The following is a 19,559-nucleotide window of genomic DNA, read 5'->3' on the forward strand; positions in this document are numbered from 1 at the left end:
GGTTACTTCAATAAAGCTCCGGCAATTACCATACGCTGTACCTCACTAGTTCCTTCGTATATCTCAGTGATCTTTGCATCACGCATCATACGCTCAACTGGATACTCACGGGTATAACCATATCCGCCATGGAATTGTACTGCCTTAGTTGTCATCTCCATTGCTGTTTCAGCGGCATAAAGCTTAGCTCGTGCAGCTGGTACAGAATAAGACTCTCCATTATCTTTACACCAAGCCGCTTTTCTCACTAGTAGTGATGCACATTCGATTCGTGCATCAAGATCAGCTAGCTGGAACTGCGTATTCTGGAACTTTGACAGACTCCTACCAAACTGTTTTCTCTCCTTTGTGTACTTAACAGTTTCATCCATAGCACCTCTTGCGATACCTAGTGCCTGTGCTGCGATACCAATTCTACCGCCATCTAGCGTTTTCATCGCCACCTTGAATCCCTCGCCAATCTTACCGAGTAGATTTTCTTTAGGTACAATGCAGTTCTCCATTATCAACTCACATGTAGCCGAACCACGAATTCCCATCTTTAGCTCCTTCTTACCCACGCTAAATCCAGGGAAGTCCTTCTCTACGATGAAAGCAGAAATACCTCTATTACCTTTGCTCTTATCAGTCATTGCAAAGATAATGTACACATGAGCATACTCTGCGTTAGTAATAAATATCTTATTACCGTTAAGGACATAGTGGTCATCTTCTTCTACTGCGAATGTTTGCTGACCAGCAGCGTCTGTACCCGCATTAGGTTCTGTCAAACCAAATGCACCGATCCATTCACCTGATGCTAATTTAGGTAGGTACTTTTGTTTTTGTTCTTCTGTACCAAAAATTTGAATAGGATCGCAGCATAGAGAAGTGTGTGCGGAAACTACTACACCAGTGGTAGCACAGACACGACTAAGCTCTTCTACCGCTCTTGAGTAGATTTGATTAGTACTGCCAGCACCTCCATACTCTTTAGGTATGTTGATTCCCATCAATCCCAGCTTACGCATTTTTTCAACAGTTTCTATAGGAAACCTTTCTTGCTCATCTATTTCAGCAGCCAGAGGCTTTACCTCTTTTTCCGCGAACTCAGTTATCATCTGCAAGAATAGCTCCTCTTGTGGAGTCATCTTAAAGTCCATACTTTCTATCTTTATTTATAATAAATATGTGGTAAAACTACATTTATCTCACTGACGCATTGTGGTACAGTTAGGGTCAAAGTGAAGCTCTGCACCTGTAGCACTTTGAATTTCTTCACGAGTAACTCCTTCACGAAGCTCTGTGACCCATAGTCCCTCACCCTTACGTACTTCAATAACACCTAACTCAGTGACAATAAGGTCAACCTGACCTTTTGCTGTAAGTGGCAAACTACATTTCTTAAGAATCTTATGAGCTCCACCTTTAGCAGTATGAGTCATCGCTAAAATAACCTTTTTGGTTCCTACCAAAAGATCCATAGCACCACCCATACCAGGAGCCATCTTTCCAGGGATGATCCAGTTAGCAAGGTCACCATTCTCATCCACTTCCAGAGCACCAAGGATACTAACATCTACGTGACCACCACGAATAATACCAAATGAGGTAGCACTATCAAATGTAGCTGCCTCTGGTACTGTTGTTATATATCCACCTCCAGCATTTACAAAGTCTTCATCTACTTCTCCTTCTGCTGGGGCACCACCCATACCGATGAGACCATTTTCGCTCTGAAGCATTACTTTTACATTCTCAGGCAAGAAATTTGGAACCATTGTTGGTAGTCCAATACCTAGATTGACGACGTCACCGTCTTTCAATTCGAGTGCAACACGTTTTGCGATTACCTCTCTGATTTGATTTTTGTCTAATTCCATAAGTATAGTTTTTATATGATTAAATTTTTATTTTTCATGTCTACGACAATACTCCTGCACGATGAAGGATGCCACATCATCAGCATAAGTATTGGCACCAAAACCAGCATCAAAGCCTAGTTCCTTAGCAAGTTCATGGGAGATACGTGGTCCTCCACAGCATACTATCATCTTATCTCTTAGTCCCTCAGCTTCTAGGAGCTCAATAAACTCCGTCAGGTTCTTGATATGTACATCCTTCTGAGTCACCGTCTGAGATATCAATAATGCATCCGCACCAAACTCAATAGCTGTAGCTATAAATTCATCATTTGGCACCTGACTACCGAGATTACGTGCCTCCAGCATATCATAACGCTCTAGTCCGTAATGACCAGCAAAGCCCTTCATGTTCATGATGGCATCAATACCTACTGTATGAGCATCTGTACCTGTACTCGCACCCAACACTTTGATCGGCTTACCGATGTGAGTTCTTATATACTCATCCGTTTCCTCCATACTCATCGTAGTGGACTCCACTTTTGGTACATAAATATTTGAATAATCGACCGTATGAGTGGTATTTCCATAACAATTAAAGAATGTGTATCCCTCAGCCAACTCTTTAGAGAATACCACCATGGGATTCTGAAAACCCATCTCACGCAGCATTAGCTTTGCAGCCTCCTCTGCCTCAGCACCCTTAGGGACAGGTAAGGTAAAACTTAACTGAACCTTACCATCATTCATTGTATCCCCGTAGGGCTTTACCTTAGTTAAGTCTAAGGTTCTATCAAAATCTTTACTATCTGTTGAATATAAACCTCCGCTCATAACTTACCTTCAATTCTAAAGTTCTTCATCAATTCTAGGACAGGATTATAGTAGCGATCTCCTTTTGGCTTAACCCCATCCAGACCTTTACCTCCATCTTCTGGACGCTTAATATCAGCAAAAATCCCTTTAGAAAGTGCGGAGAAAAGTCCTTCATTCTTAATCTCATCTAGAAGTACAGTTGTCTTTTCCAAAACCTCTTTAGCACGGCTCTGGATAATCCCATTCTCTTTAAATTCAATATCCTTACCGATTGAGGACATATTATTGAATATATAACGAGCATTTTCGATAGACAAGTATCTATCGCTCATGAATGGTGTGTGTATAGCCTCGGTAGGCATACCCAATAATTGGATCCCCTGTTGAGTCCAGATTCCTATCATATTAAATAGAGCATCTTGTATATGACCACGGAAAATATTACCAGTCATGAACTTCGTAGGTGGCATATATTTAAGTGGAGCTTTTGGGAAGATCTCACGAATCAACTGAGCTTGTGCTAGCTCTAGTAAAAATCCATCATGTGTTTCGGGATCCATCTCAAAGGCATGTCCAAGTCCCATTTGGTCCTCTGGCAAACCAGCCATAAGTGCAAACTGCTCATTGATAAAGTCGGAGGCAAGAACTGTGTGAGCCTCTTCAATAGCATCTGCAGTGGTCAGATAATTATCCTCCCCTGTATTAATGATAACGCCTGCAAATCCATTGATCACACGAGAAGTGTACTGGTCAATAATGGTCCTCTTCATATTGATATCACGGAATAGGATACCATAAAGAGCATCATTAAGCATCATATCCAGACCTTCCAGAGCCCCCATGATAGCAATCTCTGGCATACAGAGTCCAGAACAGTAGTTACAAAGACGTATATATTTTCCAACTTCTTCGCCCACTTCATCAAGAGCCTTACGCATGATGCGGAAGTTCTCCTGAGTTGCGAAAGTTCCTCCAAATCCCTCTGTCGTAGCACCATAAGGTACGTAATCAAGAAGACTCTGCCCAGTCGTCCTAATCACTGCAATAACATCTGCCCCTTGTCTAGCAGCTGCCTGTGCTTGTACCACATCCTCATAGATATTACCTGTTGCTACAATCACATATAGGTAAGGCTTTGGACCCTCACCTATTGTTTCTAAGTAATGATTTCTCCTCGCTCTCTTCTCTGCAATACGCTCCATCCCCTTCTTAATATAAGGCTCTAGCTCATTTGCCACCTCTTCTTCAGAGATCGGGTCGAAGTGTGTCAGATTAATCGACCCATCAGCAACACCTTCTGCCAACTCTTGTGGCGTCTTTCCGGTAGCGGCCATCGCATTTGCAAGATAAAAAAGCACACCATTACCTAGAGCGTCCTGCGACTTAAGATGATCAACTACTACATTCGGCAATGGCACCCCATTGTCATCAACATTATCTATTCCCAAAAAGCGGGAAAGCGTACGCTCAACAGCCACTGTAGTATATCGATCCACGAATCCCTGCACATCTTTTGCAATGGTATGTGCAGACATCCTAGCAGCCTCTACTTTTTTGAAATCAATTCCTAGCTTACTCGTTTCCATTCTATGTTATTCTACTTTACACATTTCAAGTAATTCCTCATCCACTCCCAAAATGCGTGCTATCCTAAAGGCCTCTTGTGGCACAGTCTCCAACACATCTTCCTCCAAAGAATAATCAATACACTGATTCAGCTGATTAATTCTCAGAGGTTGTACCAGTCTATCTTCTACGAATCCCTTTACTCGCCATCGTCTAACATCTATATTTATATTACTATAGTGGGTTGTAATAATGGCTCTTACTTGATAGTTCTTTAATAATTGTACTAGCCCCATGACTAATGCATGTCCTTCAGTCGGATTGGTACTTCTTGCAGGCTCATCGACTAAGGCTAACACCCTCCTCCCAGCTTTTACCATTTTCACGATAGCATCCATCCTCAACATTTCAGCACCGAAAGATGAAAGACCATTCGAGAGATCTTGGCCATCGCCAACGGATAGCATCACCTCATCTACCATCACAAGCTCTGCATATTCAGCAGGGACATACCATCCATACTGCATCAATAACTGCAATAAGGCGATAGAGGAAAGTAACACACTCTTTCCAGCCATATTAGCCCCAGTAATCAAGGTAGGTTCGGATAGGAAGTCTATTGATACAGGTTGGAATTCCAAGCCTCTCTTCTCCAAAGATGATTTCACCTCTGGATGAATTACGTTCTTAATGACACTTCTACCCTTTTCTCTAGGAATAGGACGTACCGCACCTATTTCTATCGCCCACCTAGCCTTTCCTAATGCCAGTATATCTTGTGAAAAAGCCCTCAGGACACTCATCAAATCATCGGCTGAAGCTGATAATTGTTTTGTAAGTCTGGCCCTTACAGAATCTTCCAACTTTGCTATCTCTTCAGCTATCTTACTTTGTTCCTCATCACTCTTCGATTGTTCTTGCTTTTTTCTCAATAGACCTAACTGGGGGTCAAAATCTGAAGAGAGATAAAATGTAGGAAGACGTTGAGCTAATGGATCTAAGACCTCTAATACTTTCGTAAGAGCTGGTTTGCTCTCTAGTTCAAAACCATAATCACTAGAGAGTTGACGAACCTTCTCTTCAACGATAGCCAACTTCTTAATCTCAAAGAAATCAACATCACTGCATATACTATCAGTCTGCTTGATCGTCTGTATAGATCCATTAATATTAACTAATTCTGATAATACAAGCTCCAGCTCCTCAATCCCTTTCTCTTGAGAAGCATCAGTCATGTATCCATAGAATCGCTCCACTTTATTCAGATTTTCATTAATACCATCAATTGAATCTAACCATGGAGCATCCAACATAGCATGTCGCCCTAGAGATGAGCAAAACTCAACATCTTGGGAGACAAAAAGCAATGCAGAAAACTGCTCCAGTGTATTCCGAAAATCCTTCATATTCTTCTTACATCGTACACAGGTATGCCTATAGCATCCTGTAATCTTTCACACATCTCTTGAGAATCTAATCTATACCCTGAAGGTGCTTGGGGGTTAAAAGTCAGAGCTACTAATTTAGTCCTATTCAGGCACACCAGCTCTTTCCCCGCTGCTAAAAAATTCCTCACAGAGCTTCCAGAAGAAAAGATCCTCGTAAAGTCCTTTACAATAAGCCTTGTAAAGCTTTTTGTCACTCTCAATTTATCCAACAATCGATCATTAACAACTCCTGGAACATACATCGCTCCACCGCTTTCCATCCAACTTACGTCTTTCCATAAGTCTGGTAATAAAGCAGAGACAACCCCCGTATCTATCACTTCTTTTTCAGGAGTGATGATCCTGATACCCTGCTCTATCTCTTCGAGCTTTAAAGCTAAGCCTCGATCTTCCAACTCAGGCAACTGTATCAATCGATACAAGTCCTTAGTCCTCTGGATTAATAAATCTGGCTGAGCTGAATAACTCGCTCCGGTCGCTAAAATCATTCCTTCAGCTACTGACGGAGAGGCTAATGAAACTCTTGATAAAGCTCCATCAATTATGGACAAGTCCGAACCCCACCATTGCATACGCTCTACTACCTTACGTAACCCTCCCGTTGATGGAGGTCCAGCTATTAATGCTTTTCCCCTACCCTTAGCTCGGGATAAGATGAGTTTGCCAATAGATGTCGTAAACTCTCGCTCAATCTCCAAAACCTCTGTAGGTAATCTCTTTAAGCGATAAAACTGTTCCGCCGTAGCAAATAGCATGTTTTCTTCGAAGGTAATCTCTGGCTTCTCTGTTTGAGTTACCTGATCTCTTCTCTCACCATCGATACCGATAGAAGTGACCCCTACAATCTTTGATGGGTGCTCTTCTCTTAATCGACGCAGTAGATAATTAAGAGATTCAGTCTTTCCGGTATTCTTTGCTGTACCTACTATGGCCAGACTACTTAGGCCTTCTATTTTCTTTATAAATGGCATAGTAACGACAGCAAAAAATACCGTTTAGACTTATACATCATCTAACAACTAATATTAATTGTTCTGATTACGTCTCTTGACTCTCTCCTTACGAGCTAAGTGATCAGGCTCCAATGACAATCTATTACCTGCCAATAAGGATGCCACACCATCTTTCTGCTGGCTCTCACACTCAGGACAGTGACACTCTGAAGCCACATAGTCCTTAGGCTCTGTATAAGTAGTAATTACACCCTCATAGTTACGAAGAACTACCCTGTGAGGTCCTTGAGAGATCACATAATTTGGCATGACTGGAATCTTACCACCACCACCAGGAGCATCCACTACGAATGTAGGTACTGCATAGCCTGAGGTATGGCCTCTTAAGCTCTCAATAATCTCAATTCCCTTAGATACTGGAGTACGGAAGTGTCCAATACCACGAGAGAGGTCACATACATAAATGTAATATGGGCGAACTCTGATCTTCACTAGCTCATGCACTAGCTTCTTCATGACATGAGGACAGTCATTAATACCTCTTAGGAGTACAGATTGGTTACCTAGTGGGACGCCTGCATTAGCTAGTCTCTCGCAAGCCAATTTTGATTCAGCTGTAATCTCATTAGGATGGTTAAAGTGAGTATTAAGCCATACAGGGTGATACTTTGAAATCATCTCCACCAACTCTGGAGTTATACGCTGTGGGAGCACAACAGGAGCACGAGAACCAATCCGTATAATCTCTACGTGAGGAATAGCACGTAACTTTTGGAAAATATATTCAAGTCTTTCGTCACTTACCAATAGGGCATCTCCTCCTGATAAGAGCACATCTCTTACCTCAGGTGTATTTGCTATGTATTCAATAGCCTTGTCTATTCTCTCCATTGGAGATGCAGTGTCCTTCTGACCTGCAAAGCGACGACGAGTACAGTGACGGCAATACATTGAACACATATCGGTGATCAAGAACAGCACTCTATCTGGATAACGGTGAGTCAATCCTGGTACTGGAGAATCTTCATCCTCGCTTAGTGGGTCTAATTGGTCCTCAGGGTTGATTACCAACTCATCAGCTGTTGGGATGGACTGCTTTCTCACTGGATCATGAGGATCGTCAGGATCTATCAAGCTAAGATAATATGGAGTTATAGCCATTCGGATAGACTTCAATGAGTCACGAACGCCCTCCTCTTCTTCAGGAGTAAGCTTCACATATTTCTTAAGGTCTTCTAGTGTCTCTATTCTATTCTTTACCTGCCAATGCCAACTGTTCCAATCCTCATCTGAAACATTAGGAAAGTATAATTTTCTTCTACTACAATTCATGTAAAAAAACCTCTTATTTAGTTCCCTTTCTTACTTATAAAAACTTTTTTCTGCATCACAGCCCTTATGCATAAAGCTCTGTGAACACCTTTCTTAATTCTTCATTTTCACGGAACTCCTGGAGCGTAATCTCAGAATGCCCCTTCGTGTACCCATTACCCATAATCATGGTAACGTCACTTCCAACACCCTCAGCTCCAAGTGAAGCCTTAGTGAAACTTGTTGCCATAGAGAAGAAATAAACAGTTCCGGTATTCTTAGTACATAAGATACTGGTCATTTCGGTATCAGTGACATTGACGTTGTTAATAGTCACATCACACATTTCACCATTGGTCAGCTCTTCCACTTTCTCCATTACAGCTACAGCTTGTCTAGCATCTGCAGTAAAGACTTCGTCGCAGAAGCCCAATTTCTTCATACGCTGAGTACTACTTTCAGGATAGCAAAGACCTATCACCTTACCAGTAACGCCAGCACGCTTTTTAGCTTCGTATGCACACAACATACCGCTCTTGCCACCAGCCCCAATGATCATCACAGTATCTCCAGGACGGACCAACTTAGCTACCTGAGCAGGAGCTCCCGCTACATCCAATGCTGATAGCACTAGTTTTTCAGGAAGATCTGTAGGCACCTTCGCATAGATACCACTCTCGAATAGGATTGCCTTACCCTCAATATCTACTTGGTCAGCATCTGCTCTAATCGCTTTGATTTTGTCTATCCTAAGAGGAGTGAGTGATAATGACACTAGAGTAGCAATCTTATCACCTACATTTAAGTCTATTTTTCCTTTAAGAGCATCTCCAATCTTCTCGACTGTTCCAAGAAGCATACCGCCCGAACCAGTAACAGGGTTACGATGCTTTCCTTGCTTCTCGACGATGTCCATCATGATCTCAGCAATTTTCTTTTCATCACCACCTGCCTGTTCTTGGATCTGAGTGAAGCTAGCTGAGTCTATATTCAAAGTCTGTACATTGATGAGAATCTCATTATCATAGATCTCATCCATGTTATTATCAATTTTATTTGCTGGTTGTGGTAACACTCCTACAGGATCAATGACCCTATGTGTACCATATCTATTTCCTTTCTTCTGAGCCATAACGTTATAAGCTTAATACTTTTATTTCTTTACAAAAATTAATTGGCGTCATTAACGCTGAGGAAGAGAAAGGATTCTACGAGCATCAGCTGGAGTTGCGATCTCACGTCCCAACTCTTTAGCGATACGAACTACTTTCTCTACTAGTTCTGCATTAGATTTTGCCAATACACCTTTTGAGATATAAATATTATCCTCAAATCCCACTCTCACATGTCCGCCCATGGCTATAGCATGAGCAGCCAAAGGCATCTCTTGCCTACCGATACCCGTAGCGGTCCATGTAGAGCCAGCAGGGATATTTTGTACCAACCATAGTAGATTACCGATTGATGCACTACCTGATCCTGGCACACCAAGTACAAAATTAAACTGCATTGGATGTCCTGGTACTTCGCCCTTTTCAGCCATCTTCAAAACGGTTTCGAGGTGGCCTATCTCAAAGCACTCATACTCAGGCTTAATGTTATTCTCCAACATCCTCTTACCGAAGTCACGCATCATAGGCAAGGTATTTTCAAAAACCTCATCGCCAAAGTTGCATGTACCACAATCAAGAGTCGCCATTTCAGGCATCAGCTCAGTAGGCTGTAGTCGCTCATCAGCTGTCATACCTACAGCTCCTCCAGTAGAAGGAATGATAATCACATCAGGGATCTCTTTTAGGATCGCATCTATAATCTCCTTATAACGCTCTTTTGATTGAGTAGAAACGCCATTATCATCACGAGCATGCACGTGCAATACAGCAGCACCTGCCTCGTAAGCTAACTTAGCTTCTCTCACCATCTCCTCAACTGTATAGGGTACTGCAGGATTATGCTCTTTAGTTACCTCAGCACCACATATAGCAGCTGTTATTATTAACTTCTCCATGTCTTCAAACGTCTGATCTTATTTATTCTTTCTCTGACATGCCTTTGGCACTACACAAGTACCCTTAGCACGACACACCACAATCGGCTCATCCAAAACATCAGCCGCAGAATCGCTTATATCAGTACGAGGCTTAATCACTTTACGAGCTTCAAAAACCATCTTTCTTGATGAATTACCTACGCTCACAATCTCACCTTCAGCCTCAATATAATCGCCCGCAAAGACAGGTGCCTTAAACTCTACTTCATCGTACGCAACGAAGAGCCCCTCATCGCCATCATTAATGATTAGCAACTCAGTAGCAACGTCACCAAAGAGCTGAAGCATACGTGCACCATCTACTAGATTACCGCCATAGTGGGCATCAGCTTGAGACATTCTAAGACGAATTAAAGACTTAGCATTTTTATCACTCATATTTATATGTGTATTGTATTATGTGTTTTATTATTATTCAAGAATATAGTCCACAAAGATTCCAGAAGTATGGATAGCCTCAGGGCTAATCTCACCTACTGCTACCTTCTCCTCTATCTCAGCTACTACAGTATCAGCAGCCATCGCCATTAGAGGCTGGAAGTTCTTTGTCGTTCCCTTATAGACTAGGTTACCATACTCGTCACCTATGCTCCCCTTAATAAAGGCAAAGTCAGCACGAAGAGGTGTTTCTAATAAATATGAGACACCATCCACTTCAATGATCCGCTTACCTTTTTCAACATCAGTAGATAGCCCAGTAGTAGTAAGAACACCACCTATACCATGACCACCTGCTCTTACTCTTTCAGCAAGAGAACCTTGTGGTGAAAACTCAATCTCCAGCTCACCACTATTCATCTGCTCTGCGGTCTTAGGATTTGTACCGATGTGAGACACAATAAGCTTTTTCACTTGCTTATTGGCAATCAATCTACCACAACCACGATCAGGATACGATGTGTCATTAACAATCATAGTCAAGTCTTTCACACCACTTTCCACCAATGCGTCAACAATACGTTCAGGAGTCCCATTTGCGAGGAATCCACCAATCATTACAGTCATTCCATCAAAAAACTTCTCAGATAGAACGGACTTTGAAATAGTCTTACTCATAGGTCATTCGTTTTTTATTTATAGGTTTTAAATACTTTTTCACACAAAAGAAAACAATTTGCACTACGTTTTGACATGTAATGCAAAAATAAAAATCAAGCGAGTATTATAACCGTGTCTCTTGAAATTTTCTTAGTTTAATCCTTGGTTCAAAGATACTATAAAAATTAATTATTTCACAATTAATTATTAAATTCTACCCATACACACAAAATACATTAAAAAAACTATTTGAGATGAAATCCTGAGATAATAAGTTATGATTTTACTAAAAGATATTTCGATGAAATCACTCCTTTCTTGGTGATCTTTGACATTAAAACAAGAAATACACCTAAAAACCCCAAAAAAATCTTCTGAGAATTTTGATATATATCAAATTAGTGGTACCTTTGGCGTCGCAAAAGATGTCTATGCCTGGATGGTGGAATCGGTAGACACGAAGGACTTAAACTCCTTTGGCCAGCAATGGCTGTGCGGGTTCAAGTCCCGCTCCAGGTACGAAAAGTGGGTGCTGTCATCATAATTGATGATCAGCACCCCTTTTTGTATCTACTATTTCACTAGTAGAAGAAACACCCTTGGCTTAAGTATTAATCAATAAACATATAGTGCGAAGTTATGCAAGGGGTCAGAATGATTCATGTTTTTATGCGATAAAGATATAGGGGCTCTATAGTTGACTCAACTAAAGGCTTATTTCAGAAGAAGACACATCCACGAGGTGCAAAAATTCTTCCTATATGAAAGAGTTTTTCTTCTCATATAAAGAATTTCTTTTTCATATATCAAACGATTCTCTTTCATATGATAAAAATCACGCCGCATTCTAGCGATGAAAAAGAAAGCCTTTAGACAACATCTAGCCACACTATATTCCTTACTGAATATCAGCATATCATATTACAGCTAGAGGTTGCACGAAGTGCTACTTTCGCCCTTTTATCTACATAGCTGCTAAACAATCGAATGATGGTTGAGATACCCAGTCCGAAAGCCTATCGCGACGGGGTAAATCACCATCATTCAGTTTTCTTAGCAGGGAGTTATGTTCACTCCCTTTTTAATCACTTGTCAAATGGAGCCACAATCTTAAATCCTGCCCCTCTAAGCACTACTAGACCTTTTGAACTATGTACCTTCTCCACAATTAGATCATAGGTAGCTGGTGCGAAATTATCGACGTTTACAAAAGTTAGATCCACAGAAACTTTCTCTCCTTCTTTCGGAGCAGAGAGAGGTTTGAACTCTACTCTCTTATAAGTTCTTCCCAAGTGCGTAGATCCGCAGATCCAAACCATAGCCCCTTTCCTATATCCTGCTAATGTCGTAGGTATAAGCGAATACAGCGAGTGCGAAGTGGTTGCATACAGACCTATCTTCTCAGAAAGATTATCATTGTCTTCTGCGATGATTTTGACAGTCAGTGTCTTATCAGGTTTGTCATCTTTAGAAATAAAAGTAATGACCGCTACGCCTTCATGCTTGGCCGTCAGCAAAATACTATTATTTTCATTCCATACATACTCTAATGCCCCTTGGGGGTCATCCACTTTTATCTCGCCATCATCACCTCCACCAGTAACCTTGACTACATAATCAGTATCACCTGGATATAGTCGGACTTCTGTTTGAGTTAAGTTGAATTCTGGCCGCTCCACCATGACGGTCAATTCACGACGTTGATCATGAGAAGTAATAACGAGACTAGTTTTCCCATATTTTAAGCCAGTCACCTTTAAATACTCGCCTTCGATCTCAGCCTTAGCAATTTTGGAGTCCTGTAAGGTCACTTTGTACTTACCATTACCTCCTAAAACCTTTAGATCGATTGTACTATTTTTATCGACCTTAATAACGGTGATATTTCCATCACCAACTGTAATTTCAGGGAAATCAGGTTTTTTATCTTGAGACTGACATGCAGCTAATCCAAATATAATAAATGCCAGGTATGTGTATAATAATTGTTTCATATAAATTAAGTATTTTGTTTGGGGTAGATTAGTTGAAAACATTTAGTTGATAGATTAGCTCCCATATATGTGTTGGGCTCTCTTCGATTCGAATCTCAAGCACTTGAGTACCCTTCTTAGGTAACTTCAAGATACATCCATCAGGTGCTATAGGATTACCGTCTACCGTATAGGTAATGATCGCATCTTTATGATTATATAGGTCATTGTAAAAAAGCTCTATGCTTTGTTTTTGAACCGATCCATCAGGTGCTAGAGTACGCAGGTGTGGGAGACGATCGACATCGTCCTTGCCCTTAGCAATAGGTTTAGTCCTGACCACTTTCTCCTCACTAAATGGAGACTTGACATTTCCCTTCACTGCACAAACTTTCACTTTAAAATCAGTCCCTTCATCAAGACCATACATTAAATATTCTGGCGTTGTGGTAGGGATAGGAGCTTCATCATTGATAACCACCTCCCAGGACACAGTATTATCTTCATGACCTTGCCAAGCTAATTCGATCTCATGCTCATACGTTCTGACCTCCTCAAAAACTGGAGCATCTAGGATCAAATCTGGCGTGGTAGATTCTGCCACCAGTTTAAAGTCATCCACTATGATATATTGAGGGCTATTAAATTTATTAGAAGTCGTTAGGATGACATCAAAGTGGTCGAGCTTCTTCTCCGCTGGAATATCGCTTGCCTGAATGGTAAATGATACTTTATGCTCAGTCCAATCAGGCTTAGTTAATACCTTAGAGCCAGGAAGTCTCTTTTCCAAAAAAGGATTAATTTTATTATCAGCATCATACAATCGGATAGTGACCTCCAGCGTTTCTATATCCAAATCGCCTTTATGCCAATATGATAATGTAAAGCGATCCCCAACCTTACAGGGATAGGACTGGATCTCTTCCTCTTTCTCATCGAAGATGTTCAGGGATTGTACCGCAGTGGGATAAATGATAAGTGCCCTATTACCTGAGTGAGCCTCCTTAGCAAAATTAAATTCTGTGATGGCTCGGCCACCCATAGCCCATCTTACAAATTTCATTTCTCCCCAGTACTCCTCAGTTTCCTCAAATCCAGGATTAGGCCAAAGATTTTCTTGAGCCTTTATGCTTGAAAAGCTCCAGACTAATAGGCTTAGTATTATTAATAATTTTCTCATAAGATGATTACTTTTTTTGTTTCTATTTATAATTCGATTTTTAATCGGCACTAATTGATATTTAGTCGATTTGTTAGTTTTTCTTCTATTGATTTCAGCGTGCCACTACCTTTTTCGTCAGAGAGCAGTCGGGTTGAATCCCAAAGACCTTTTTCTCCGAGCAGCGTCTGTTGCATCTCTTTCACTTCTTCGTACGTAAAATAAGGACGACCTTCTGCATCGTTAATGAAAGCCATTGAATAAAGTAAGGCATAACCTCTGGACAATTGTGGGAAGGCAAAGACAAGATCTTCATTAAGATTACTAATCGTATGCCCACCTAGTAGATGCTCTTTGGTCCTGATAAGTATAACCTTTGTAAGTAGGCGTCTAATTTCATCCACATACTTCGGTAGTTCGTCATACAAATGGTAATTGATATCCATTCTTCCTAATGTAAAAGCCAAATCCAATTGTCTAAGACAACCTCTGAGTGCAGGGATTCCGTCACCTTTAGCCATAGGACGCCAGAAGAATTTATAATACCCGTACGCTAGATCCCAATGGTGCTCGAGTGCTGTGTAATTTTGCCCCTTGATCAAACGATGATTTTCATGGTCTTGGATTATTTGCTCACTTTTTATGACGTTATCATCAAGATGAACATTCATAATCTGATCTAGAGCTATGGTACCCAATGCCATATATTGAAATACTTCTGACATCATGAGTCCCTTCGCATCAACAAAAATCAATTCAGTGCCCAACCCATTACTAATAAGTCCCGAGCTACCCATCACGGCTTCTCTTCGACGATGGGCAGTAGGATTATCCGCATAGTATCCTGAAATCTCAGCAATAGATAGGAATATCCCCTCTATTTCATTCAGTATCGCCTCTCTATTAGGTTGTTGACTATTCGAAGTAGAGATATAATCATAAGGTGCATAGCCATATATCCCTTGATTGTACAGCTCTTTAGCTCTCTGCATATCATATTCACTTCTAAGGTATGCTTGATCTAGAAACCTTATACCCAAATCATTGATACTCTCACGCACATACTGCGGCTCCTGAATATCTACGCTACTCTCTTGGTTTCTATAGAACTTATAACTAGGATCCTTCTCATCTAATAATAAGTCTCCACTCTCCACCGTCTGTAGTGGCAGATTCTGACATCCTCCAATGATTAATACTAGAGAGAAGAGAGATAGGATATATAAAGTTGATTTATTATGAACCATATCAATATTTAGATTGAGCATTAGGGTAAAATAATATATTCACAATAAGGGGAAGGGATCAGATTGGTACCTTCCTTATTCTGACTCTGGGTCGTCTTTAATGATGGTACTACGATAAACCCATCCAAAGAGTGTGCTGAAATCTCCGCTGTGATTGAAGACCCTCTAGGTGCTGAGCCCGAAACACTTAGATATAATGGATAGCCAGAGTGCACCTTGAAGATTAAGACCAACTCTTTATCATGCTCCATATATACATCCGCATCCTGATTCTTTTTATTGCTACTAATTAATTTCATCGTCTTATCTGGAGCGATATAGCGAACCATAAAGTTAGGACTTCCATGGCTTTCAACCTGTTGATCATATCTGCATCGTATCGTCACCTCGTATTCTCTCACCTCTTCAGTAATCGTCACACCGGGATATTGGTAATTAGATAAGGCCACATCTGGGTCACACGGGGTGACATTCATATCCTCATAAGAGGTCTCAGGTTTACTAATCCCAGTAAATGGGAATAGCTGCTCATAGTCTTCCTCTAGTTCAGTATTGGGAGTGCCTTTGCAACTGAAGAGCAGCAAAATCACTATCAATAGGGGTACATATTTATTCTTAATCATATCTTTATACTATTAGGGGGTTATTCTGCATCGTATATCTCAGCAACGTAGTTGGTCACCTCGCCATCTGGGTAGAGATGCTTACTTTCGTTTTGAAATTTTCTCAATAAAGGATTATAAACAGAGACCAATTCGGACACAAACGTTTTTCCCTCTCTTTTAAAGTCCCTAAATATCACTTTGCTACTGTGGTAAAATCCTGGACGGAAAGAGATCCCTTCTGGGGTGGGCACATATCCTGATCCTAGAGCATTATATCCCTTATGTATCACCCCACCGTATTCCTGAAGCTCATACAAAAAGAGATGATATCTCTTCCGTTCACGTTCTTGCTTTAGCTCAGATGAGGTAAGTCGTACGTCGCTTTGGTATATAGTCCTGCCGCCTATTTTAAGTCGTATCTGAGGATTCTTCATCTGTTCATATAATTCTCTATTTTTCTTCACCTCTCTAAGATCATTCTCCCACTGATCCTTCGTTGCCACAGGCTTCAGAGTGATATATGACCTTTTACCATCTTGTTCATTTGCTGTCGCAAAGACCAAATGATTATTAAAGTCTTTATACAGATATAGGAAGTCTGCGACACCCTCTAGTTCACTATTGATGAGCTTATGAATGGATGTATAAGTGGTAAAACTTAGTTGGATACTGCTATTCAGTCTCACAGCGTACTCCCCTACCTCATTGGTCAATTCATTAGACCTGATATCCTCTGTTCGTATTTCGACTTTGCGATTGTCTTTAAAATCCAAGTAGTATATATACCCACCATAGCCATAATACTCACTCTGTACGGCTGTGCTTTTAAGGACATCAGAAGCATTGATAAAAAGGAGTGAATCCACCTTAGGAAAATACACCATCTCCCAACCAAATGGGGCTTCCTTGAGCATCTCCTCAAACTCCATTAATTGTTCTTGAGTACGAACTGCGGGAGACTGCTCAAATACGGTCTCGGTCTGACAACTCAATAAGCTTAAGCAGATTAAAAGCGGTATGAATAAAAATCGTTTCATCGTCTTTTTCATTTACTGTGTTCTTTATTGTACAGGGCTATCCTTTTAAGGCTCTCTAATTGAAGTCGTCTAAGGTTTATTCCCACCTTCTCCTTAAAATACTTTTCCACAAACAAACGTTTGTTCACCAACGTACTATTAGCATCCTCTGCAACTTTAATGGATTCTGGTGAAGAGGGATCAAAAGGGATAGCGGCTTTGTCTTCAACCTCTTTTATCTCCACCGCAGAGTGGAGTAAAAGTGTAGTAATAATCTCTGCAAAATCATCCTGTGGATGAGACATTGAGTGAAGAGTATAAAAGCCTTTCCGTAGAGCATACGAACTAATTCCTACTCTCTTGAATAATTGACTCTCAGAAGGAGTTAAACCCATTGAGCCATAGTTCTTGCTACTGATTTTAGCAAATTCGTCCCTGTCATAAGGGATGTATTCAGTTAAACGTTTAGCAAATTGATGATGAATACTACGCATCAGGAGATATACCTTTTGAGGATCTTTCGGGTCAAAATCATTCACCCCATAAACATATATTTCATTAGTAGTGGCACGATCATTCCACAATTTAAGTAAGACTTTATTGCTCATAGTGTCATACCCACCTAAGAGAATGATGCGAATAATCCCTTTATCCTTCATAAAACCAGATCCTCCTCCACGTTCAGTAGAGTAAGTCTCAAAGAGTAGTTCATATATAGTCTCCAGCACCGCTGGTATTTTCTCAGGATTTGGTGGATAAGCTATAGTGCCAGCAGGCAGATGGCTCTTATCCCAACGGTAAAGCACTTCGATATTATAGGGGGAAAACTTTTGGGTAATCCACTGATCTATCTCAGATTTAGGAGTGTTCTCCCAATGATTATCTACCACACTATCATGACTTAGCCCTTCCTTACTACATCCACTCAGTAATAGTATCAATAGTGTTCCTACTATGGTCAATTGAATTTTCTTTATATCCATATCAATTATATACATATATCTGTTTATCTCTATAATTAGGCTCCAACCCCTGTCGGATCGCCTCCACTGGTAGCTGTATTACCATTCTTGGGTCATCCTTCTCCAACATGCGATATCTGGGATTACGACTATCCCTTTTTATGGAGATATGGAATCGACGGATATCAAACCATCTTATCCCTTCCTGAACAAACTCTTTCTGTCTAAAGTCTAGAATGATCCGGATCAGACCCAGCTGCTTCATCGACAAGCCATAAAATGGAGTAATCTGACCATACATATCAGTTGTCGAATTGGTGTAAACTTCTCTTCCGCACGGAGGTATAGAATGATATTTTCCTTGCATAAAAGAAAGCAAGTCATCAGTGGCCTTGTCATACTGCCTCAGCATCGTATATGCTTCCATACGATTGAGAAGGACTTCATCTGTTGAGAAGAGTATATTTGTATTATATAGACCCTTAGGCCTTATCCCCGTACTTCCGAAGCTAGCAAGCTCTCCAAACTTAGAGATGTACGCCCCATTCTTGATGGGTTCCGGCGAAGAATTAAATACATAGTTGAGGGCTAGATTCAGATTATTGTATCCCGTGCAGCCATTAAATCCCTGTTTATTGAATATTGCATCCATCCTCTTATCTGTGATGCCATATCTCTGATTCTTAATATCTCTTGCCCACCTTGATTCCGTAGTAGTCAGCAATAGATTAGCAGGATTAGTAGTCGCAGAGTATTCTTGGTGTAGAGCCTGTCTATTGAAGCGATATTTTTCTTCATACTTATGCCAATCCTTTATAATAGCCTTGGGATTTGCTCCCAAAACATAATTAGAGTAATCCACCACACTTTGCCAATCTCCCTTGAATAGATAAAACCTTGAAGCAAATGCGTATGCGGCTTTCTTATTAAAGTGAAATTTTGGATTTTTGTAGTAACTGTCATTGACAAGAGTAATCCCTAGCTTTAGATCCTTCTCAATACTTTCATAGACATCATATAGAGTCCCCCTCTCATAATTCACGAGAGCATGCTTCTCGGGCTTTGTCACATAGGGAATCCCTAACATGCCCTTGGACTCTTCACCCCTATAGGGTTCTGCCCATATATTCACCAGCATGAAGTGCAGGTAAGCTCTTAACAAAAAGGCTTCTCCATACAATGCCTTAATGCGATCATTTTTGGGGTATTCCTTTAGCAACTCAAGAGCTTTATTGGCTTGAGCAATACCTCGATAACATGCATTCCAATAAAATAGAGGGGTATCTAGATCCTCTTGGTCATAATCTTCCCAGAAAAACATCGCCTCATTGAGTTGGAAATGTTCACCATAAACCCGCACATCGACATTATCTGTACGAGCCTCGAGAAAAGGGAAGTAGCTAGCATCGGGGTAAGCTCCAGTGAGTAGCTCTGCTATCTTCTCAGGGCTATCAATAGATACATCAAACGAAGTATCTGGAGAGACCCCAAGGAATTTGTTACAGGAGGATAGTGCTATAAGGAGAAGCACAAATACCGATAATATATATTTCCTTTTATTCATATCTATT

General features: G+C 40.7%; 18 protein-coding genes and 1 tRNA gene. 1 reads left to right on the top strand and 18 read right to left on the bottom strand.

What is annotated here, in order from left to right; genetic code table 11:
- Positions 1 to 2 precede the first annotated feature (2 nt).
- The 11 genes from QYZ87_02180 to QYZ87_02230 form a co-directional block, all read right to left on the bottom strand.
- Complete coding sequence (locus tag QYZ87_02180; GenBank protein ID MDN4753344.1) at positions 3 to 1,142, bottom strand: acyl-CoA dehydrogenase; 1,140 nt, start codon at positions 1,140 to 1,142, stop codon at positions 3 to 5.
- A 48-nt stretch (positions 1,143 to 1,190) separates the two neighbouring features.
- The gene (locus QYZ87_02185; GenBank protein MDN4753345.1) at positions 1,191 to 1,862 is read right to left on the bottom strand and encodes a 3-oxoacid CoA-transferase subunit B; all 672 of its coding nucleotides are present in this window, start codon (positions 1,860 to 1,862) and stop codon (positions 1,191 to 1,193) included.
- 27 nt (positions 1,863 to 1,889) lie between these two features.
- On the bottom strand, positions 1,890 to 2,678 hold the full coding sequence (locus QYZ87_02190; GenBank protein MDN4753346.1) for an OAM dimerization domain-containing protein: 789 nt from the start codon (positions 2,676 to 2,678) through the stop codon (positions 1,890 to 1,892).
- Positions 2,675 to 4,246, bottom strand: a complete 1,572-nt coding sequence (locus QYZ87_02195) for a lysine 5,6-aminomutase subunit alpha (protein ID MDN4753347.1) — start codon at positions 4,244 to 4,246, stop codon at positions 2,675 to 2,677. Before QYZ87_02195 ends, QYZ87_02190 begins: the two co-directional genes overlap by 4 nt.
- A 6-nt stretch (positions 4,247 to 4,252) precedes the next feature.
- Complete coding sequence (locus QYZ87_02200) at positions 4,253 to 5,632, bottom strand: DNA mismatch repair protein MutS (GenBank protein ID MDN4753348.1); 1,380 nt, start codon at positions 5,630 to 5,632, stop codon at positions 4,253 to 4,255.
- The gene (locus tag QYZ87_02205) at positions 5,629 to 6,645 is read right to left on the bottom strand and encodes a hypothetical protein (protein ID MDN4753349.1); all 1,017 of its coding nucleotides are present in this window, start codon (positions 6,643 to 6,645) and stop codon (positions 5,629 to 5,631) included. The genes QYZ87_02200 and QYZ87_02205 overlap by 4 nt, the downstream gene beginning before the upstream one ends.
- Before the next feature lie 54 nt (positions 6,646 to 6,699).
- Entirely contained in the window at positions 6,700 to 7,959 is a 1,260-nt protein-coding gene (ablA, locus tag QYZ87_02210; protein ID MDN4753350.1) for a lysine 2,3-aminomutase, read from the bottom strand.
- Between the two features lie 64 nt (positions 7,960 to 8,023).
- The gene (locus QYZ87_02215; protein MDN4753351.1) at positions 8,024 to 9,070 is read right to left on the bottom strand and encodes an L-erythro-3,5-diaminohexanoate dehydrogenase; all 1,047 of its coding nucleotides are present in this window, start codon (positions 9,068 to 9,070) and stop codon (positions 8,024 to 8,026) included.
- Positions 9,071 to 9,121: 51 nt separating this feature from the next.
- Positions 9,122 to 9,946 carry a 3-keto-5-aminohexanoate cleavage protein gene (locus QYZ87_02220; protein ID MDN4753352.1) on the bottom strand — a complete coding sequence of 275 codons (825 nt, stop codon included), beginning with the start codon at positions 9,944 to 9,946 and terminating at the stop codon, positions 9,122 to 9,124.
- Positions 9,947 to 9,964: 18 nt separating this feature from the next.
- Positions 9,965 to 10,366, bottom strand: coding sequence for a hotdog fold domain-containing protein (locus QYZ87_02225; GenBank protein MDN4753353.1), 402 nt, complete (start codon positions 10,364 to 10,366; stop codon positions 9,965 to 9,967).
- 33 nt (positions 10,367 to 10,399) lie between these two features.
- On the bottom strand, positions 10,400 to 11,044 hold the full coding sequence (locus tag QYZ87_02230; protein MDN4753354.1) for a CoA transferase subunit A: 645 nt from the start codon (positions 11,042 to 11,044) through the stop codon (positions 10,400 to 10,402).
- 415 nt (positions 11,045 to 11,459) lie between these two features.
- Between QYZ87_02230 and QYZ87_02235 the strand changes: the two genes are divergently transcribed.
- A tRNA-Leu gene (locus tag QYZ87_02235) sits at positions 11,460 to 11,545 on the top strand.
- A gap of 566 nt (positions 11,546 to 12,111) precedes the next feature.
- Here the strand turns inward: QYZ87_02235 and QYZ87_02240 are convergent.
- From QYZ87_02240 to QYZ87_02270, 7 genes are read right to left on the bottom strand one after another with little or no spacing between them, the layout of a single operon-like run.
- A complete protein-coding gene (locus tag QYZ87_02240) occupies positions 12,112 to 13,020 on the bottom strand; it encodes a hypothetical protein (protein ID MDN4753355.1) in 909 nt (302 codons plus the stop codon).
- A gap of 28 nt (positions 13,021 to 13,048) precedes the next feature.
- Positions 13,049 to 14,179 carry a fibronectin type III domain-containing protein gene (locus QYZ87_02245; GenBank protein MDN4753356.1) on the bottom strand — a complete coding sequence of 377 codons (1,131 nt, stop codon included), beginning with the start codon at positions 14,177 to 14,179 and terminating at the stop codon, positions 13,049 to 13,051.
- Positions 14,180 to 14,229: 50 nt separating this feature from the next.
- Positions 14,230 to 15,405, bottom strand: a complete 1,176-nt coding sequence (locus QYZ87_02250; protein ID MDN4753357.1) for a DUF4856 domain-containing protein — start codon at positions 15,403 to 15,405, stop codon at positions 14,230 to 14,232.
- Positions 15,406 to 15,425: 20 nt separating this feature from the next.
- Positions 15,426 to 16,028, bottom strand: a complete 603-nt coding sequence (locus QYZ87_02255) for a hypothetical protein (GenBank protein MDN4753358.1) — start codon at positions 16,026 to 16,028, stop codon at positions 15,426 to 15,428.
- Between the two features lie 20 nt (positions 16,029 to 16,048).
- Positions 16,049 to 17,047 carry a DUF4302 domain-containing protein gene (locus QYZ87_02260; protein MDN4753359.1) on the bottom strand — a complete coding sequence of 333 codons (999 nt, stop codon included), beginning with the start codon at positions 17,045 to 17,047 and terminating at the stop codon, positions 16,049 to 16,051.
- A gap of 8 nt (positions 17,048 to 17,055) precedes the next feature.
- The gene (locus tag QYZ87_02265) at positions 17,056 to 18,009 is read right to left on the bottom strand and encodes a putative zinc-binding metallopeptidase (GenBank protein ID MDN4753360.1); all 954 of its coding nucleotides are present in this window, start codon (positions 18,007 to 18,009) and stop codon (positions 17,056 to 17,058) included.
- 1 nt (position 18,010) lies between these two features.
- Positions 18,011 to 19,552 (bottom strand): RagB/SusD family nutrient uptake outer membrane protein, encoded by a 1,542-nt coding sequence (locus QYZ87_02270; protein MDN4753361.1) that lies wholly within the window; start codon positions 19,550 to 19,552, stop codon positions 18,011 to 18,013.
- Positions 19,553 to 19,559: the final 7 nt, after the last annotated feature.

Source organism: Porphyromonadaceae bacterium W3.11 (genome assembly GCA_030434245.1).
GTDB lineage: Bacteria > Bacteroidota > Bacteroidia > Bacteroidales > Porphyromonadaceae > Porphyromonas_A.

What these genes read in the sequence shown, in the direction of transcription:
- QYZ87_02180 (MDN4753344.1), bottom strand. Translation starts at nt 1,142, where the DNA reads ATGGACTTTAAGATGACTCCACAAGAGGAGCTATTCTTGCAGATGATA.
- QYZ87_02185 (MDN4753345.1), bottom strand. Translation starts at nt 1,862, where the DNA reads ATGGAATTAGACAAAAATCAAATCAGAGAGGTAATCGCAAAACGTGTT.
- QYZ87_02190 (MDN4753346.1), bottom strand. Translation starts at nt 2,678, where the DNA reads ATGAGCGGAGGTTTATATTCAACAGATAGTAAAGATTTTGATAGAACC.
- QYZ87_02195 (MDN4753347.1), bottom strand. Translation starts at nt 4,246, where the DNA reads ATGGAAACGAGTAAGCTAGGAATTGATTTCAAAAAAGTAGAGGCTGCT.
- QYZ87_02200 (MDN4753348.1), bottom strand. Translation starts at nt 5,632, where the DNA reads ATGAAGGATTTTCGGAATACACTGGAGCAGTTTTCTGCATTGCTTTTT.
- QYZ87_02205 (MDN4753349.1), bottom strand. Translation starts at nt 6,645, where the DNA reads ATGCCATTTATAAAGAAAATAGAAGGCCTAAGTAGTCTGGCCATAGTA.
- ablA (MDN4753350.1), bottom strand. Translation starts at nt 7,959, where the DNA reads ATGAATTGTAGTAGAAGAAAATTATACTTTCCTAATGTTTCAGATGAG.
- QYZ87_02215 (MDN4753351.1), bottom strand. Translation starts at nt 9,070, where the DNA reads ATGGCTCAGAAGAAAGGAAATAGATATGGTACACATAGGGTCATTGAT.
- QYZ87_02220 (MDN4753352.1), bottom strand. Translation starts at nt 9,946, where the DNA reads ATGGAGAAGTTAATAATAACAGCTGCTATATGTGGTGCTGAGGTAACT.
- QYZ87_02225 (MDN4753353.1), bottom strand. Translation starts at nt 10,366, where the DNA reads ATGAGTGATAAAAATGCTAAGTCTTTAATTCGTCTTAGAATGTCTCAA.
- QYZ87_02230 (MDN4753354.1), bottom strand. Translation starts at nt 11,044, where the DNA reads ATGAGTAAGACTATTTCAAAGTCCGTTCTATCTGAGAAGTTTTTTGAT.
- QYZ87_02240 (MDN4753355.1), bottom strand. Translation starts at nt 13,020, where the DNA reads ATGAAACAATTATTATACACATACCTGGCATTTATTATATTTGGATTA.
- QYZ87_02245 (MDN4753356.1), bottom strand. Translation starts at nt 14,179, where the DNA reads ATGAGAAAATTATTAATAATACTAAGCCTATTAGTCTGGAGCTTTTCA.
- QYZ87_02250 (MDN4753357.1), bottom strand. Translation starts at nt 15,405, where the DNA reads ATGGTTCATAATAAATCAACTTTATATATCCTATCTCTCTTCTCTCTA.
- QYZ87_02255 (MDN4753358.1), bottom strand. Translation starts at nt 16,028, where the DNA reads ATGATTAAGAATAAATATGTACCCCTATTGATAGTGATTTTGCTGCTC.
- QYZ87_02260 (MDN4753359.1), bottom strand. Translation starts at nt 17,047, where the DNA reads ATGAAACGATTTTTATTCATACCGCTTTTAATCTGCTTAAGCTTATTG.
- QYZ87_02265 (MDN4753360.1), bottom strand. Translation starts at nt 18,009, where the DNA reads ATGGATATAAAGAAAATTCAATTGACCATAGTAGGAACACTATTGATA.
- QYZ87_02270 (MDN4753361.1), bottom strand. Translation starts at nt 19,552, where the DNA reads ATGAATAAAAGGAAATATATATTATCGGTATTTGTGCTTCTCCTTATA.